Origin of the sequence: Pseudomonas sp. NPDC089734 (assembly GCF_044748865.1) — a bacterium.
GTDB lineage: Bacteria > Pseudomonadota > Gammaproteobacteria > Pseudomonadales > Pseudomonadaceae > Aquipseudomonas.
In genome coordinates, this window is record NZ_JBIVGV010000005.1 from 56,901 (window position 1) to 73,965 (window position 17,065).

Sequence of the window (17,065 nt, forward strand, 5' to 3'; positions counted from 1 at the left end):
GAGATGACCGATGAACATGAGTAGCCCCCTCCCTGACGTTGCCCTGACGGAAGTTTCTGCCGTCTCTATCCCTCTGGACTGGGTCGGTATGCAAGGTATCGAAGTTCCTGTCCGGTTGAACGAGTCAGGCGTGCAGCATCCGGTCCATGCCTGGGTGGACCTGCAGGTCGATCTGGCCGATCCCGGCGTCAAGGGCATTCACATGTCACGCCTCTATACCTTGCTCGACACGTTTGCCGAGAGCCAGGTCTTGACCCCGGCTGCCATGACCGCACTGCTGGAGACCATGGTCACCAGCCATGCCGACTGTCACTCCAGTCGTGCCCGGCTCAAGATGACCTTCAATCTGTTGTGCCGCCGACCGGCCTTGAAAACCCCGGGCCTGAGCGGCTGGAAATCCTATCCGGTGGTTCTGGAAGCGCTCTGGATCGGGGGGCGGCTGTCCCTGGATGCTTCGGTGGATGTGACTTATTCATCGACGTGCCCCTGCTCGGCAGCCTTGTCGCGCCAACTGCTGGAGGAGGCATTTCTGGCACAGTTCGGTGATCAGGCCGCCATGACGCCGGCTCAAGCGGCGCTCTGGCTCCGTGAGAACGGTTCCTTCGCGACGCCTCACAGCCAGCGCAGTGTGGCGACAGTGCAGGTGCGCATCCCTGAGCGTGCGACCGGGCTGGGTCTGATGGCCTTGATCGAGGCTGCCGAGCACGCCTTGGGTACGCCGGTACAGACCGCCGTCAAGCGTGCCGACGAACAGGCCTTTGCCCGGCTCAATGGCCAGAACCTGATGTACGTCGAAGACGCTGCGCGCAGGATCCTGCAGGCCCTGGAAGGGTTGTTCTCAGCCTCCAGCGTCGCGGTGCGTCACCTTGAAAGCCTGCACCCCCACGATGCCGTGGCCTACACTTCCAATTACATGTCCTGAGGACTATTACCGTGATCCGCAAGAACCCGTCCGGCCATCTGCCGGTCATTGCCGAGTCTGCCTATATCGATAAAACCGCCATCATCTGCGGCAAGGTCATCATCGGTGAAAATGTCTTTGTCGGCCCTTATGCCGTGATCCGCGCCGATGAAGTCAACGCCAGTGGCGACATGGACCCGATCATCATCGGTGCCAATTCCAATATCCAGGATGGCGTGGTCATCCACTCCAAATCCGGCGCTGCGGTGACCATCGGCGAATACACCTCGATTGCCCATCGCTCCATCGTGCATGGCCCTTGTACCGTGGGCGACCGGGTGTTCATCGGGTTCAACAGTGTGCTGTTCAACTGTCAGGTGGGGAATGGCAGCGTCGTGCGCCATAATTCGGTGGTCGATGGCCGTGACCTGCCAGACAGTTTCTACGTGCCGTCCACGACCCGCATCGGCCCGAACACCGACCTTTCGCAGTTCCCGCCCGTGAGTATTTCCGCTTCGGAGTTCTCGGAAGACGTGGCACATACCAATATCGATCTGGTCCGCGGCTACAAGGCCTTGCAGAACGAGTTCTGAAATCGATAGCACTGTCATGAGCAAGCCTGACTGCGGCACAATGCGCCCTGCGTTTTGTGCGAGTGAGGCTTGCCCGCAGCCTCCCTCTTGAAGCATGCACCTGTTACAGCTCCCAACGGACAAGAATCTTCCATGACAACAGCTGTTCCCTCGACCCCTGCGCCGTCTTCACGGTTGCGATCGATCGATGCCCTGCGTGGGTTGATCATTCTTTTCATGCTGCTGGACCATGTACGGGAAACCTTCTTCCTGCATCGTCAGGTCACGGATCCCATGGATGTGGCCACGACGGCTCCTGAAGTGTTCTTCAGCCGCTTGCTGGCCCATGTATGCGCGCCCCTGTTTGTGCTGCTGACGGGGCTTTCGGCATACCTGTATGGTGAAAAGTACAGCGGCAGAACCGACGTTTCAGCCTTCCTGCTCAAGCGCGGCCTGTTCCTGATTGCCCTGGAGTTCACCCTGGTGAGCTTTGCCTGGACCTTCAAGTTCCCGCCCACCATCATCTATCTGCAAGTCATCTGGGCGATTGGCCTGAGCATGGTGGCCTTGTCCGCGATGGTGTTCCTGCCGCGCTGGGCGTTGGTAGCGATCGGCGTGGTGATCGTTGCCGGCCATAACCTGCTGGACCCGCTGCACTTTGAGGTCGGGTCGTTCATGCACATTCCGTGGGCGATCCTGCATGATCGCGGCTGGATCCCGATCACCGACAGCCTGAGCCTGCGCACGTCCTACCCTGTATTGCCCTGGATCGGCGTGATTGCGCTGGGGTATGCCGCCGGGCCGTGGTTCTCCAAAGGCATGGATGCGCTCGCACGTCGGAACCGCCTGCTGGTCTGGGGGCTTGGTGCGCTGGTCGGCTTCATGGTTCTGCGCTTGCTCAACGGTTATGGCGAAAAGCCCTGGAGCGTGGGAGAAACAGGCCTGCAAACCGTGATGAGCTTTTTCAATATCACCAAATATCCGCCGTCACTGCTGTTCATCAGCCTGACGCTGGGCGTGGGGCTGTTGGTGCTGATCGGGCTTGAGCGCATTCAGGAGAAGGGGTGGCTGAAACCGTTGGTGACACTGGGCGCGGCACCGATGTTTTTCTATCTGCTGCACCTGTACGTGCTGAAGTTCCTGTACCTGATTGCCGTGGCGATCTGGGGCAAGAATCAGGGTGAGTTGTTTGGTTTCGATGCGATGTGGGGCGTATGGCTCTGCTCGGTCGTGCTGGCCGTGGTGCTGTTTCCGGCGGTCCGCTGGTTTGCCGGGGTCAAGGCGCGGCGGCGGGATATCACCTGGTTGAAATACCTGTAACTGTAGGAGTACATCAGTCGTGATGCGCTTCACCCACGAAGGTCAGCGAGGTAAACAACCCTCGTGCTTCGATATCGGCATCGTTCTTGACCGGCAATGTGACCTCGGCTGCGATCACGTTCAATCCCTCGTTACGTACCACCACCGTGGCACGTCCTTCGGCATCGGTTTCGGCACTCACGGTGTCCGGAGCGCTGCGATAATCCCCGATCAGCTTGATCCCTGCCGCAGGCTTGCCATCGATCAGCACGCGCACGGGCAGCGGTTTTCCGGGGCCGACTTCCAGAGGATCGACCTGCGGCACGATCACGAACTTCAGCTTGTCGAGTGAGGGCAGGCGGGCGCCTTCTTCATAAATGGCCAGGCTGTACTTGAACGTGTGAATCGACTCGGTGCCGCCCGGAACCTTGCTGCGGCCTTCGTTGACCCACTTGTTGTCCTTGCCTTTGGTCCACATGCCGTTGTCCAGCGCCACGGACATGACCGCCACCGGTTTCAGCGGTTGCAGGCGTGCATGGTCGTCCAGACGCTGCACCGTGACGGGAACCATACGGCCGGCACGGTCATAGGCCCAGGCGCCGCTGACTTTCTGTGCCTTGAAGGCATTGTCTTCGGCACCGTGGCCGTAGACCACTTCGATGTTGCCGCGACGCTGTTCGGTCCACAGACCGTGAGCGCTGGCCTGCCCCATGAACAGGGCACCCAGCAGGCTCAGGGCCAGAACGGAGGGTTTGCAATGCATGATGCGTCCTTGTGGTTGCCGATCAGAGGTTGAGGGTCAGGCTGACCGTGAAATTACGTGGCTCGCCGGGCGCTACCCAGTAATTGCTGTAGGAGCGCTCGAAGTATTTCTCGTCGAACAGGTTGTTGAGGTTCAGGCCCACGGTCACGTTGTCGGTGGCCTTGTAGTGCGCGAGCAGGTCGACGGTGTGATAGGCCGGCAGCTCGAAGCTTGTGCCTGACTCGCCGGAGCGATCACCGACATAAGTGAATGCCGCACCCACATCCGAACCACGTAATGCGCCTTCCTGGAACTCATAAACGCCCAGCAGGCTGCCGCTGCGTTTGGCGACACCGAGAATCCGGCTGCCGGTCGGAATGGTCTGGTCACCCTTGGTCACTTCGGCATCGATATAGGCAAAGGCACCGATCACGCGGATGGCGTCGGTCACCTGACCGGTCAGTTGCAGGTCCAGGCCCTGGCTGCGGGCTTCACCGATGGCACGGTTGACGTTGGTGGACGGGTCGAGGGCCAGCACGTTTTCCTTCTCGATGTGGAAGGCGGCGAGGGTGGTGCTCAAGCGATCGTCGAACAGCTCGCTCTTGATCCCGACTTCATAGCCGACACCTTCTTCCGGGTCGAAGCTTTTGCCTGAGGCGTCCAGCCCGTTGTTGGGTTTGAACGAGGTCGATGCGTTGGCGAACAGCCCGACCTGTGGCGTCAGCTGATACAGCAGGCCGGCGCGCTGGGTAAATGCGTCGTGGGCCTGAGTGGATCGTGCGTTGGTGGTGTAGTCGTCGATCTGCTGATCGAAATGCTCATAACGAGCGCCGATCATGCCGCGCAACTTGTCGGTAAAGACGATCTGGTCCTGCAGGTTCAGGGCGCGACTTTCCACATGCTCAAAGAAATCCGTGCCGGTGCGTGCGCCATTAGGTTTTGTCTGGCCATAGACCGGGTTGTAGATGTCGATGGCGTAAGTGCTGCCACCGATATTGGTGACTCGCTCGTTCTTGCGGTAGTTCTCGTATTCGGTGCCGATCAGCACTTCATGTTCCAGGCCAACGGCATCGAAGCGGCCACGCAGTTCCAGCTGGGTAATGCTGTCATGCCAGTTCATGTCGCGTTCGCGATAACGACGGTTGACCGTATGGCCATCGGCGTTCAGCGCACGGGCTTCGCTGGCATAACCCGACAGCTCGCCTTCCTTGTAATGACTGGCCAGACGCAGCGACCAGACATCGTTGAGGTGATGATCCAGAGCCACCTGAATCATGTTGTTGTCGTTATCGATATCGCCGTCGCTGGGCTCGCCCAGGAAGGTCGAGCGTGACATCCCGCTCCACTTGTTGTTCGGCGCGACGATGCCACGGTCGAAGGTGGACTTGTGACGGACGAATTCGGTTTCCACCAACAGGCTGGTGTCGGGGTTCAACTGCCAGCTGAAGGACGGCGCCACGAAGACACGACTGCTCTCGACGTAATCGCGGAAGCTGTTGTTGTCCTCGACCGCGAGGTTGACCCGCGACAGGATATTGCCTTCCTCATCCAGCGGCGCGTTGACGTCCAGTGCTGTGCGATAACGGTCCCAACTGCCCGCGCTGGCCTGCAACGTGGTGAAGGCTTCGCGCTGAGGTTTCTTGGTCACGATATTGACCGTACCGCCTGGATCGCCGCGGCCATACAGACTGGCAGCGGGGCCTTTCAAGACTTCGATACGTTCGATGTTGGCGGTGTCCGGCGTGGCAGGGTAGCCACGGTTGGCGCTGAAACCGTCCTTGTAGAACTCCGACGTCGTAAAGCCGCGAATGCTGTACTCGTAAAGCGTCAGGCCGCCGAAGTTGTTCTGCTTCGAGACGCCGCCGGCATAGTCCAGCGCACGTTCGACACTGTTGCTGCCCAAATCCTTGAGCACCGAAGCGGGCACCACGCTGATCGATTGCGGGATGTCCTTGATGGCGGTGTCGGTCTTGGTGGCGGTTGCCGAGCGAGTGGCGCGATAACCCTGAACCGGGCTGGTGGCTGTCTCATAGTGGTAATCGGAGGAGATGTTGACGCTGTCCAGTTCCAGAGTTTGCGGCAGTTCTTCTGCGAAGCTGACATTGCCTAGCATTCCGATTGCCAGACCGGTCAACGACGCGATTTTACGAGACGACATGGAGGAGTTCCTGATAGTTATGGATACAATATAACATCTCCATTGAGAATTATTACCGAGGGTGGATGTAACAGGATGTAAAAAATATTTCCTATGAGAATGACGATTCGGGTGCGTTATGGTGCCCCCGCCAACTCAACACACCTCATCGCCAGAATCGTCGTCGGATCGACCAGCGTCGCATTGTGTTGATTGATCTGAAACACCTCGCTATGGGCGAGTACCAACGGCAGTTCGGTACACCCCAGAATCAACACCTCAGCGCCCTGTTTACAGAGGTGTTCAGCCGCCAGCAGCAACTGTTCCCGGCAGAGGCCTTCGGTAAAACCGGCCTTGATCCCGCGCTCTCCGTAGATGGCTTCCATCACCATGTTCTGGTAATCGAACCCTGGCGTGATGATCCGTAAAGCCGCGCGCCTGGCAGCTTCGTGGTAGACCCGGCTCTGCACGGTCCCGGAGGTGGCCAGCAGGCCGACGCTCTTGCCCGGGCCGTAGGTTTGCACGATCCATTCCACCGTTTCGCTCAGCATGTTGACGATGGGCACCCGCAAATGTGGCTGGATACGCTCCACAAACGCATGGGCCGTGTTGCAGGGAATGGCGATGGCATTGGCACCCGCGCTTTCAAGGCGTTTGCAGGTCGCATACAGGGCCATCGTCGGATCGGTTTCATCGCGCAGCAGGCTGGCGGTCCGGTCAGGGATCTGCGGGTTTTGCTCGACCACCATCTTGATGTGTTCCTGATCCTTTCCCGCGGGCGTATGGGCAACCACCTTGCCCATGAAGTCCACGGTGGCGGCGGGGCCTACACCGCCGACAATGCCCAGTTTGAACGGCGGTTGTGCTGGCTGGCCTTGCTCCTGTGTCGCAAAGTTCGCATGGATCTCATTGATATCCAGCACCGATACGCCGCGCCGCTGGAGATCGGAGCAGACCAGCGAGAGTTCTGTCATGCCGGGGACCACCAGCGTGGCCCCCTGTGTCTGGAGGGAAAGGCAGGCCTGATAGACCGACTCGAGCGGAACGCCATCGAGGTGTCCATCCTTGATGCCGTTGACTCCGTACATCGCATTCATCAGCACGGACTGTGCTTCGGGATCGGGGTAAACGATCCTGAAGTCCTTGCCCAGATAGCGCTCGAACAGACCCGAATGAGCCACGAAGTCCGACGCGATCACGCCCAGCGTCGTGCCGGGCCTGGCGACATGGCGGATGTACCGGGCCAGGGCCTGCATCATGTCCAGCACCGGAATGCCGAGTTCCTCCTGGATTTCGGCACGGAACGTGTGGCTGGCGAAGCAGGGCAGCATTACCGCATCTACGCCGCTCTCCTCGAAGGACTTGCACACCTGGAACACATAGAACTTGCGCGACGTCATGTGCGCGTCCTTGTCCAGAGGCAGCAGCACGTCCTTGAACGGGTGCTGCTCGAACAGGAAGTGGTAGCGGCCCTGATCTTCAAGTACCGCCCTGGATCTGACCAGCTTGTAGAAAAGGTCGCCACCGGCCAGGGAACCCAGTCCCCCGACGATACCCAGCTTGCGCACCAGTGAGCCTTTGTTGGCCGACTTCGATTTGCTTTTCATGACGATACTCCTCAGGCAACCGAAACCGGGCGGGCATGTGAGGCTGACGCGCCAGGCGATTCCTCCATGGGCTCTTCGCAAGGCTCCGATCTTGCGACCACGGCGGTTGCGATGCTGTTACCCACGACGTTGGTGGCCGTGCGTGCCATATCCAGGAACTGATCGATGCCGATGATCAGCAACAGCCCGGCTTCAGGCAGGTTGAACATGGGCAGCGTGGCGGCCACCACGACCACCGAGGCACGCGCAACACCCGCCATGCCTTTGCTGGTGATCATCAGTGTCAGGAGAATCAGCAGCTGTTGGGTGAAACTCAGGTCGATGTTGTAGGCCTGGGCAATGAACATGATGGCGAAGGCCTGATACATCATCGAACCATCGAGGTTGAACGAATAGCCCAGTGGCAGCACGAAGCTGGAGACCCTTTTGGGCGCGCCGAACTTTTCCAGGGCTTCCATGGTTTTCGGGTAGGCGGACTCGCTGCTGGCGGTCGAGTAGGCCAATAGAATCGGTTCGCGAATGAGCTTGCCCAAGGTAAAGACGGAGCGTCCGAGGAACAGGTATCCGGCACCGAAGAGCACGCCCCAGAGAACGGCAATTCCCAGATAGAACTCGGCGATCAGCTTGCCGTAATCCACTAGCAAGCCAATCCCCTGAGTGGTGATCGCCGATGCGATGGCGGCAAAGACACCAATCGGGGCCAGAGCCATGACGTAATCGGTGATCTTGAACATCACCTTGGCCAGTTCATCGACGATGTCGGTGATCGCGGTGTAGCCCGCGCGCTTGACGCCTGCCAGGGCAAAGCCGAAGAACAGCGAGAACACCACGATCTGCAGGATCTCGTTATTGGCCATGGCCTCGGCAATGCTGCGGGGGAACACATGGCTGATGAACACCTTGAGGCTGAAGTCACCGGTATTGACCGGCACTACGGCGCTTGCCTGTTGGGTCACCTCCATATTAAGGCCCGCACCGGGCTGAAACAGATTGACCAGGCCCATGCCGATCGCCAGGGAAATCACCGAGGCCGTCACGAACCAGGCCATGGCACGCAGGCCGATTCGCCCGACCGATCGGGAACTCCCCATGCTGGCAATGCCGCCGACCAGCGTTGCAAAGACCAGAGGGGCGATGATCATCTTGATCATGCGCAGGAAAATATCGGTGATCATCGAAAAGTAGGACGCAATCTGTTTGGCGCCTTGTTCGCTGCCTGCGAAATGATGACACGCCCAACCCACCAGCACGCCCAGTGCAATGCCGATCGCGATTTGTCTTGGAAGTCTGTTTTTCGTCACGAAGCTGTCCTCAAGTGTTTTTGGTTTTTTTATTCGGCAGGAGACAAGTCTGATTCGCCCGATGGCTCTGCTGGCCCCGGTGCTGTGACGATTCTAGGGATGCGCCTGACAGGCATGATGAGTAATCAGGCTAAACCGATGCGCTTTTGGAATAGTTGCCGAAATGGCAGCGATAGGTGCGTAAAGGCGACGTAAGATGCCTTCTAAAAACGGGAGGTGCGGGTATGCAAATCAAGTGGCTGGACGATCTTCAGGCCATCGCCGAGTGGAAGAACTTCTCCCGGGCGGCTGAAGTGCGTTGCGTGACTCAGTCGGCCCTGTCCCGACGCATCCGGTCGCTGGAAGAGTGGGTGGGTGTCGAGCTGGTCGACCGTGGCACCTATCCCGTGCGGCTTACCGCAGCCGGCAGCGCATTCTGTGAAGAAAGCCGCGAAGCACTGGCAGGTCTGCTCAGATTGCGTTCAACCCTGCGCGAAGTGGAACGCATGCCCGGACGATCCATTCAGGTCACGGCGGGCCACAGCCTGTCCATGACCTTCCTGCCCAAATGGCTTTCACAGTTTCAGCAACACAACGAGCAGTTCAACGCCCGGGTCGTTGCGGCCAACATTCATGACGCGGTGATCGCTCTGGAAGAGGGCAGTTGCGACCTCATGATCGTCTACCATCATCCCCTCACGCCTATCCTGTTGAATGCCGAACGTTTCGGCAGCCTGGCCCTTGGGCATGATGCCTTCATCCCCCTGTGCGCCCCGGACAAGAAAGGCCAACCGCTCTACCGCCTGCCGGGCAGCACTGCCAGACCCGTTCCCCATCTGGCCTATACCGCCACCACCTTCCTTGGGCGGGTTGCCGACATCGTCATCAAGAACGGTCCGTCTCCCGTCAAGCTGGAGCGCTGCTACGAAGCCGACATGGCCATGCTCCTGATGCGCATGGCCATTGAAGGCTACGGCGTGGCCTGGCTGCCGCAGAGCGCTGTGGTCGATGAACTGGAACGTGGGCTGCTGGTTCGGGCCGGAGGGGAGGAGTGGAGCACGCGACTGGAGATCCGGTCGTATTGTGCGATTGCCAATCAGAATCCGACCATGCGCAGTCTGTGGAAGACTTTGGAAGGGGCTTCGCGGTGTGTCTCCATGCCCGTACGATGAGGCCAAAATCCAGGGGCTGAGAGAGAAAGTACAAGTGCTGCGAGAAAGCACAATGTGGGTGACACGCTAAGGAAAGCCTTCCACAGGGGCTACTCAGGGGCTGTCGCCTTACGAGCAATTGATGGCTATACCGAGGCGGTTATCGAGTCGCTCAAGGTTCGATAGGTTTTCCTGGTGCGGGTTGTTCAAGAACCCACCCGCAAAGTCGATAGCATTCAGCGCTGACCAACTGATTCTTCTACGAGTAAGGACATTCCATGCTTCGTTTCATCCCCTTCGTATTGGCGGTTTCTCTCGTGGGTTGTGCCACGCAGCCTGCAACCCCGGCTGCCCCCATCGATTACGCAAAACTCAGCTACGAGAACACCCGCTTCAACAAGTCCGGGTTGACTGGCGAGACACTGGCAGCCAGCTTCCGGACCGATATCGATGCGTGTGCGGCCATTGCCGAGGATCAGTATCAGAAGTCTGTGGCCAACAGCGCACAACTGGCTCAGTTGTATGGTCAGGCCATGAAGCCCGAGGTTTTTCAGGCGATGAAAAAACCTCAGGTAATTGCCTGTATGGCGGGGATGAAAGGTTCGGCTGACAAGGGTAAGGGGTGGGTGGTTGTGCAGTAACGGGAGTCAGTCTGTTCGCGAATGAATTCGCTTCTACCGGTACCCATATTTATGGGTTTCCCGCGACGGAGCGAAGACGCCGCCCGATTCGCTCCTACAGTAGGAGCGAATTCATTCGCGAAGACGCTCTTCAGGCTACTTCGCCATACACCCGATGCAGTTGATCGCGGTAGAAATCGAACGCAGCCCGTGCGCCGGCGATCACTTCCTGGTCCTGTTCTTCGGTCAGTTCCAGGGCGTCCAGTTGCTGGACGAAGGCGCGCCAGTGCAGGGCGCGGCCGTCTTCGTGGGCGGCGAGGTGGCGGGCACCGTGGGTTTCGTGCAGGTTGAGCTGGCGGGTGTGCTTGAACAGAATCGCCGCGCCCAGGTTCGAGCCTTCGCTGCAATACAGCCATCCCAGCGCCTGATAGGCAGAGCCGATGGCGGCTGCTTCAGGGCTTGGCGGGATGGGCATTTCCAGATCGTTCAGATCGGCTTCGACAGCCGGGAACCGGTTGAGCTGGCTCAAGCCTGGCAGCAGGTTGTTCAGGTTTTCATTGAGATAGACCGGCTCCAGCGCCCCATGAAAGACATGTTGCAGACGTAGGAAGTGGCCGTAGCTTTCAAGGCTCTGGAACGGCTCGTGGCGCATCACCAGTTTGTCGATCTTTTCATGCGCCGTATGCGTGCTGGCCTTCAGTTGTTTGGCGCGTGACAGGGGTTCTGCAAGGGTGGCGGTGGACATGGCTGACTCCAGCGTGAAAGTAGAACAGCACGATAGAGTCCGCATCAGGCGTCAACAATCGTGGGTCCATTAAGAGTTGTTAAGGTCAGAATGCGGCTTCGCGAATCAATACTGCGACCACATTGTTCCAGGCGTGAAGCAGCGGGCTTCGTCTCTGCGCATCGATGCTGACGCTGCCTCGAATGGCCTGTTCGATACCCTGTGAAGAACCATCGGGACGCAGTAGAACACGGTAGACCGCCTGTTCCGGAATGGGCTCGTGGTCCTTGTTCATGCGGGTGGCGATACCCCCCTGATAATCCGAAGCCAGCTCCGGGGCCGAAGCCAGTTTGCGCACGGCGGTCTGTTCGACGCTGACGACGCGCAGTTCCAGACGCGGGCGCGACAGATCCTCGGGATAGAACCAGGCACGGTTATCGGTCGCGATACGGTGCATGTCCTGCTCGCTCACGAAGGCTTCGATCAGCGCGCTCTCCGGTGCCGCGAGTGTGCCCAGCCACTCTCCGGGTGGCAGCCACTGACCGACGGCCAGAGGCTCGGCAATGTCCACCAGCGTGCCGTCGAAAGGGGCGCGGATCTGTAACTGGTCGATCTGGTTGCGCAGGGCGGTGTAGCGTTCCTCGGCGGTGTCCAGTTCTCGTTGAACCACGGGCAGACGGGCAGCTGCGTCCTTGTCCATGCGCTGGAAGCTCAGTTGCCAGCGCAGGGTCTTGATCTGCAATTCAAGGTTGTTCCGCTCATGAACGAGGGTGGGTGCTTCCAGGCCGAACATCGGCTGGTCACGTTTCAGAACCTGTCCGGCCTGTACGTGAATGCTCTGCAACCGGGCACCGTTGGGCACCAGCAAGGTGGCCTGCTGGCTGGCGCGCAACAGGGCCGGGGCCTGGACGCTGCTGCGCCAGGGCAGGCAGATACCGAGCAGCAGTGTGGCCAGCACAAGGAGGGTGATCAGGGTATTGCGGTTCATACGATAGTCCTTGCGTCGTCCGGCCCAGTGCTGCAACTCGCGCCAGATCGGCATCACGATGAAAACGCCGATCTCGACGGCGAACAGCAGCAGCCCCAGCAACTTGAATGCGAAGTGATAGACCAGCAGGGCAATGCCCAGAAACAGAAAAAAGCGGTAGACCCAGGTGCCGAAGGCGTAGATCAGCAGCGTGCGTTCCAGCCAGGGCTCGAACACTTCGGGACGCGGATCGTCCAGGCCGAACAGCCACTCGCGCAGACGCCAGCGGGCCAGGGCAAAACTGCGGTTTTGCAGGTTGGGAACGTCCAGCGCGTCGGACAGCAGAAAGTAGCCGTCGAAACGCATCAGCGGACTGAGGTTGATCGCCAGGGTCAGGATCCAGGTGGTGGTCGCCAGCATGAAGGCCGCGCTGCGCAGAGGGCCGTCCGGCAGGAAGCTCCAGAGCAGGGTGGCCCAGGCGGCCAGCGACAGTTCGACCAGCATGCCCGCCGCGCCGATGGCCAGCCGTTGTCTTCGTGCGGTCAGCCGCCAGGCCCCGGTAGTGTCGGTGTACAGCACCGGCCACATCACCAGCAGGGCCACGCCCATGCTGGCGACCCGGCACCCGAAGCGCTTGCAGGTGTAGGCGTGGCCCAGTTCGTGAAGCACCTTGGTACACCCCAGCGTCATGGCGGCCAGCAGCGCACCTTCAAGGGTGAAAAAGTGCAGGAAGGTATGCACGAAAACGTCCCACTGGCGGGCGACCAGTATCAGGCCGAGCAAGGCCGCCAACACCGTCAGCAAGGCAAAGCCGCGACTCATCAGGGGGCGCACCCATGGCAGGCTGCGCCCCAGAAAGGCGTCGGGATTGACCAGCGGAATACGCACGAACAGGTAATTGTGCAGCAGCCAGCCTGCCCAGCCATGCTTGCCTTGCTGGCTGATCCTGAGCAGCCGTTCGTTGCCTTCCGGTCCCTGGGTCTGGATCAGTTGCAGGTTGCTCAGGAACGCTGCGAAACCTTTGACGTCCTGAATGTCCAGCGTCAATGAGGTCTGGGCATTGATCGCGTCGAGCACCTGTTGGCTGTTGCCGGTTTCCCAGCGGGCCAGCATTTCCACTTCGGCCCAGCCAAGCCGGAAGAACTGCCCGCGTGCCGGGTCTTCAAGGGTCCAGCTCGGTGAGCCGTCCCGCAGTCTCGGGCCGCGATGCAGTTTCAGTTCCTGGCGCAGCGGCGGCAGGTCTTGGGTCGAAGGGGCGAGCATCACTTACAGGCCCACATGAATACGCAAGGCAGCCAGCGGGCGACGCAACAGGTAATAGAACAGCACGGTGGGTTCTGCATACAGTTTGGCGCTGCCCTTGAGGCCGATGCGGATGCGCGGGTCCTGGGTGTCGAAGCTGCCTTTCAACCGATAGGCCATGACGCCATCAGGGTTGACGCTGGCGCGATAGCCGATGCGTTGCAGCGTGGCTTCCAGCGGCGCGGTCGGGTCGGTGTTCAGGAACAGTTTCACCGGCGTCCGGGGTTGCAGGTCGATGGCATCGGCGACGGGCAACTGGATTTCCAGATCGGCATCCTGAGGTTCGGCAATCAGCATGATGCGTTCGCCCAGGGTGACGGGGCGGCCGATCCAGTCGCTGGGATCATCGAAAATCGCGATGCCGTCGCGGGGGGCTTCAATGCGCAGACGGTTGAGGTTGGCGGTATAGAACTCGACATCGTTTCTGGCCTGCTCGCGTCGCCCTTGCAGGGTGGCCAGCGATGCCTTGCTGCGTTCGTCGAACAGCGCCTGTTGCTGGGCCTGGCGCAGTTCGGCATCGGCCACGGCATAGGCCTGGCGTGCCGACTCCAGATGGTTGGTCTGCTCACGGGTATCCAGCTGGACCAGTGGCTGGCCAGCGGTGACGCGCTGGTTGGGCTGGACCAGAATGCGGTCCACCACGGCGGCCAGCGGTGCCCGCAGGACGGCAGGTTCGCGGGCGACGATTTCCGCCGGGGCCAATACGGACTGGCGCACCGGCAGCATCAACACGACGGCCATGGCCAGCCCGGCCGCCCACCACAGCCGCTTGCGCCTGCGCAGTGGCTGGCGACGCGGGCGATGTCCCAGCAGGCTGCTCCAGGCATGGCCGTAGCAATCCAGAAGCAAGGGCGCCAATAGACACTCGGTATCGCGCAACGGGTCGTCGCGGCTCAGAAGCAAAGCGCCCAGAAGCGGACCGCCAGCCTTTTGCAGTGGCAGCCAGATCAGGTGTTGAGCACAATACTCGCGCCACTGAGGCTGGTCTTCGACAGCCACGGATGAGATGTCCAGCGCGTGAATATGCCGGGCATTGTCGGTCTGTTCCCAGCGTCGGCACTGGCGGTTCAGCCAGGTGACCATGGGCGCCTGCTGCTCAACGACGGCCAGCCCCGAGAAGCCTTGCAGGCTCTGGGTGTCGCTGCGCCAGAGGATCGCTTGCCGGTATTCAAGCAGCGAACGGCTGTCGTTGAGCATGATGAAACCCAGCGCTTGCAGGCTGTCCGCGGCGCGTACCTGCTGTTCCAGCTGGACCAGCAGGGTCAGATGCTCCATGGAGCGACTGTGGGGGTGCGCTGTCATGACTCACCCGGCGGGGTCAGTTTCGCCACGCCACTCATGCCGGGCAGCAGACTTTCGTCGCTCTGGGTGATGCGTCCGAACACCTTCACCGACTGGCTGACCGGGTCGATGATGGCGCCGATCCGGCTGATCTGCGCCGGGTAGTCCTTGCCACTCTCGTCCAGATGGACGCTGAAGTTCTGGCCCGGCTTGAGCCAGCGCAACCAGTTGGACGGCACGATCAGTTCCAGTTCATAGGCGCTGTCGTCGTAGATGCTCAGCAACTCCTTGCCTTCGGCGACGTATTCCCAGCGTTGCGCCTTGCGTGCCGCCACGCGCCCGGAGAAGGGCGCGGTGATGGCGCAGCGGCCGAGGATTGCCTGGTTGATGCCACTTTCGGCCCTGGCCACGGCCATGGCGGCCTGGGCCTGGGTGACGTCGGCGACGCTGATGGAGTTGAGCTTGTCGAGGCGGTTGGCGACTTCAAGCTTCTTGCGCGCACCTTCCTGCACGGCGGCGGTACGGTTCAACTGCGCCTGGTAGACGCCGCAATCGAACGCCACCAGCCGGTCACCCTTTTTGAAACGCTCACCTTCCTTGATGGACAGTTCGGTGATCTTGCCGGCCACTTCGCTGGACAGCGTCGTCTGGGCGATAGGGCTCAACTGCACACGCAATCCTTCCGCAGCATGGGCCATATTGGCCGCCACGCCGATCAGAATCGCCAGCCAGACTTTCGAGTGCTGCTTGATAGAGATCCCGCTTGCAGTGGGCTCAGCGTGCATGGGCCGTGCTTCCTTGCTCTTTGAGCTCCACGCCTTGCAGCGAGCCCAGGCTGTCGAACATGTCGACCCGGGCGACCGGGGCGATGACGGCTGTTCTGGCCGGTGCCGGGCGGCTCTGGGCAACGTTGTTCAACGGGCTCTCGAAACGTGGAATCTGCACCTGACCACGGGCCAGGTCCACGGCATTGCGGGCGATGGCCTGAGTCAGTTCGGCAATGCTTTCGCCCGACAGACGCTGGGGCAGGGGATCGAGCCCGGCGGCCTGCTGAATGGCACCGTAGGTGGCCTGCAATTCGGCGAAGCTGCGATCACGGGTGCGTTTGGCCAGGACGGTTTCGGTTTCGATCCGGACCTTTTCCAGCAGGCTCTGCGCCTGGCTGCTGTAAGCACTTTCGCTTTGCGCCAGGATGCCGTCCTGCAAGCGTTGCAGCTCGTTGGAGCGCTCGAACAACTGATTGGCGCGCTGGTATTGCTGCCAGGCCACGTTGACCTGTGTCAGCACCGCCATGCGCATGGCCTGACGACGCAGCTCGGCCACCGCTTCACGGTTTTCGCCGGTCTTCTTGATGGACGAATAAGACAGCACGCTCATCAGGTTCCAGCTGATCTGCATGCCGGCATCGGCCCATTGCTCATTGACCAGATAGCTGTTGCTGTCACGGTTCAGACCCGCAAACAGATTGACGCCGGGCAGCAGCTTGAGCATCGCCATGCGGGTTTCCAGTACCGCATTGCGGGCCTGATAGGTTTCCTCGCGGATTTCCGGACGCTGGGTCATGGCCAGGGTTTCCAGATCCTCCAGGCTGTAGGCCACGGCAGGCGCGGTCATGCTGGCATCATCCGGGACCGCCAGGGTGTACTGGCTGGCAGGCGGGATATTCATCAAGCCTGCAAGACGCGACTTGGCCAGTGCCAGTTCACCGTCCAGCACTTCCAGCTGGCGGATCATTTCCACCAGGCTTTTCTGGTAACGCAACGAATCGATAGGCGTCAGCAGGCGCTCACGTTCGGTGACGCGCGCCTGTTCCAGCGCCGCGCGAGCCTGGACCAGCGTCGACTGGACCTGTGGCTTGAGGCGTTGTGCCGTGGCGGCGTCCCAGTAGGCGGTGCGCACTTGCTGGATGATATCGGCGATCACGCGGCGACGGCGTTCCTCGGCGGCCAGGCTCTTGTTGGCCTGGACTTTGGCACCGAAATAGCTGATGCCGAAATCCAGTACGTTCCACGACAACTGCAAGTCAGCTGTGTGGCCCGAACGGTCGGAACTGGTGGACGGTTCCAGAGACTGGGTGCGGGTACGCACCGATTCGCTGGACGAGCCCGCCACGTTGTCGCGACCACGCCAGCCTGCGCGGGCAGCCAGTTGTGGCAGCATCGACAGGTTCTGGGTATCGAGCAGGCCTTCTTCCATGGCCTGTTCCATCAGACCGAGACGCTGTTGCAGGTTGTATTTCACGGCGCGGGCCATGGCCTCGTTGAGGCTGACCGGCCGGTTCAGGGGTTCCTGCTGATCGAACATCTTGCTGCGGTCGGCGCTGGCCTGGGCCAGTTGCTGTTCCAGGCTGACCGGCTCGGGCTTGACCGCGCAGGCACTCAGGCCGGCCACGATGAAACCGATGGCCAGGCACAGCGAAGTCTTGCGCAGCGCCAGCCCCGGCAGGCGTTGTTCGTGGGTGAATCTGGACATTGTTGCGTTT

The 17,065-nt window shown here is 60.5% G+C and carries 14 protein-coding genes; 5 read left to right on the forward strand and 9 right to left on the reverse strand.

Features of this window, described 5'->3' with window-relative positions:
* Positions 1 to 16: 16 nt before the first annotated feature.
* The 3 genes from folE2 (at position 17) to ACIPY9_RS08300 (ending at position 2,793) form a co-directional block, all read left to right on the forward strand.
* Positions 17 to 922, forward strand: a complete 906-nt coding sequence (gene folE2 / locus ACIPY9_RS08290; protein WP_400699240.1) for a GTP cyclohydrolase FolE2 — start codon at positions 17 to 19, stop codon at positions 920 to 922.
* A gap of 11 nt (positions 923 to 933) precedes the next feature.
* Positions 934 to 1,494, forward strand: a complete 561-nt coding sequence (locus tag ACIPY9_RS08295; protein WP_400699243.1) for a carbonate dehydratase — start codon at positions 934 to 936, stop codon at positions 1,492 to 1,494.
* A gap of 132 nt (positions 1,495 to 1,626) precedes the next feature.
* Positions 1,627 to 2,793 carry a DUF1624 domain-containing protein gene (locus ACIPY9_RS08300; protein WP_400699246.1) on the forward strand — a complete coding sequence of 389 codons (1,167 nt, stop codon included), beginning with the start codon at positions 1,627 to 1,629 and terminating at the stop codon, positions 2,791 to 2,793.
* Positions 2,794 to 2,806: 13 nt separating this feature from the next.
* Here ACIPY9_RS08300 and ACIPY9_RS08305 read toward each other — a convergent pair whose 3' ends face one another.
* From ACIPY9_RS08305 to ACIPY9_RS08320, 4 genes are all read right to left on the reverse strand, one after another.
* Positions 2,807 to 3,535, reverse strand: coding sequence for a DUF4198 domain-containing protein (locus ACIPY9_RS08305; RefSeq protein WP_400699249.1), 729 nt, complete (start codon positions 3,533 to 3,535; stop codon positions 2,807 to 2,809).
* Positions 3,536 to 3,557: 22 nt separating this feature from the next.
* Positions 3,558 to 5,672 (reverse strand): TonB-dependent siderophore receptor, encoded by a 2,115-nt coding sequence (locus ACIPY9_RS08310; protein WP_400699252.1) that lies wholly within the window; start codon positions 5,670 to 5,672, stop codon positions 3,558 to 3,560.
* 116 nt (positions 5,673 to 5,788) lie between these two features.
* A complete protein-coding gene (locus ACIPY9_RS08315) occupies positions 5,789 to 7,258 on the reverse strand; it encodes an aspartate/glutamate racemase family protein (protein ID WP_400699255.1) in 1,470 nt (489 codons plus the stop codon).
* 11 nt (positions 7,259 to 7,269) lie between these two features.
* On the reverse strand, positions 7,270 to 8,559 hold the full coding sequence (locus ACIPY9_RS08320) for a dicarboxylate/amino acid:cation symporter (RefSeq protein ID WP_400699258.1): 1,290 nt from the start codon (positions 8,557 to 8,559) through the stop codon (positions 7,270 to 7,272).
* A 224-nt stretch (positions 8,560 to 8,783) separates the two neighbouring features.
* Here ACIPY9_RS08320 and ACIPY9_RS08325 point away from each other — a divergent pair, with 224 nt between their 5' ends.
* Both ACIPY9_RS08325 and ACIPY9_RS08330 read left to right on the forward strand, forming a co-directional pair.
* Complete coding sequence (locus tag ACIPY9_RS08325) at positions 8,784 to 9,710, forward strand: LysR substrate-binding domain-containing protein (protein ID WP_400699260.1); 927 nt, start codon at positions 8,784 to 8,786, stop codon at positions 9,708 to 9,710.
* A 257-nt stretch (positions 9,711 to 9,967) separates the two neighbouring features.
* Positions 9,968 to 10,330, forward strand: coding sequence for a hypothetical protein (locus ACIPY9_RS08330; protein WP_400699263.1), 363 nt, complete (start codon positions 9,968 to 9,970; stop codon positions 10,328 to 10,330).
* Positions 10,331 to 10,460: 130 nt separating this feature from the next.
* Here ACIPY9_RS08330 and ACIPY9_RS08335 read toward each other — a convergent pair whose 3' ends face one another.
* The 5 genes from ACIPY9_RS08335 to ACIPY9_RS08355 all read right to left on the reverse strand — a co-directional run bounded on the left by ACIPY9_RS08335 (position 10,461) and on the right by ACIPY9_RS08355 (position 17,055).
* Entirely contained in the window at positions 10,461 to 11,054 is a 594-nt protein-coding gene (locus ACIPY9_RS08335; protein ID WP_400699266.1) for a biliverdin-producing heme oxygenase, read from the reverse strand.
* 85 nt (positions 11,055 to 11,139) lie between these two features.
* A complete protein-coding gene (locus ACIPY9_RS08340) occupies positions 11,140 to 13,263 on the reverse strand; it encodes an HlyD family efflux transporter periplasmic adaptor subunit (RefSeq protein WP_400699852.1) in 2,124 nt (707 codons plus the stop codon).
* 3 nt (positions 13,264 to 13,266) lie between these two features.
* Positions 13,267 to 14,604: an efflux RND transporter periplasmic adaptor subunit gene (locus tag ACIPY9_RS08345; RefSeq protein ID WP_400699268.1), complete on the reverse strand. Its 1,338-nt coding sequence runs from the start codon at positions 14,602 to 14,604 to the stop codon at positions 13,267 to 13,269.
* A complete protein-coding gene (locus ACIPY9_RS08350; protein WP_400699271.1) occupies positions 14,601 to 15,368 on the reverse strand; it encodes an efflux RND transporter periplasmic adaptor subunit in 768 nt (255 codons plus the stop codon). Before ACIPY9_RS08350 ends, ACIPY9_RS08345 begins: the two co-directional genes overlap by 4 nt.
* Positions 15,358 to 17,055: a TolC family protein gene (locus ACIPY9_RS08355; RefSeq protein ID WP_400699274.1), complete on the reverse strand. Its 1,698-nt coding sequence runs from the start codon at positions 17,053 to 17,055 to the stop codon at positions 15,358 to 15,360. Before ACIPY9_RS08355 ends, ACIPY9_RS08350 begins: the two co-directional genes overlap by 11 nt.
* Positions 17,056 to 17,065: the final 10 nt, after the last annotated feature.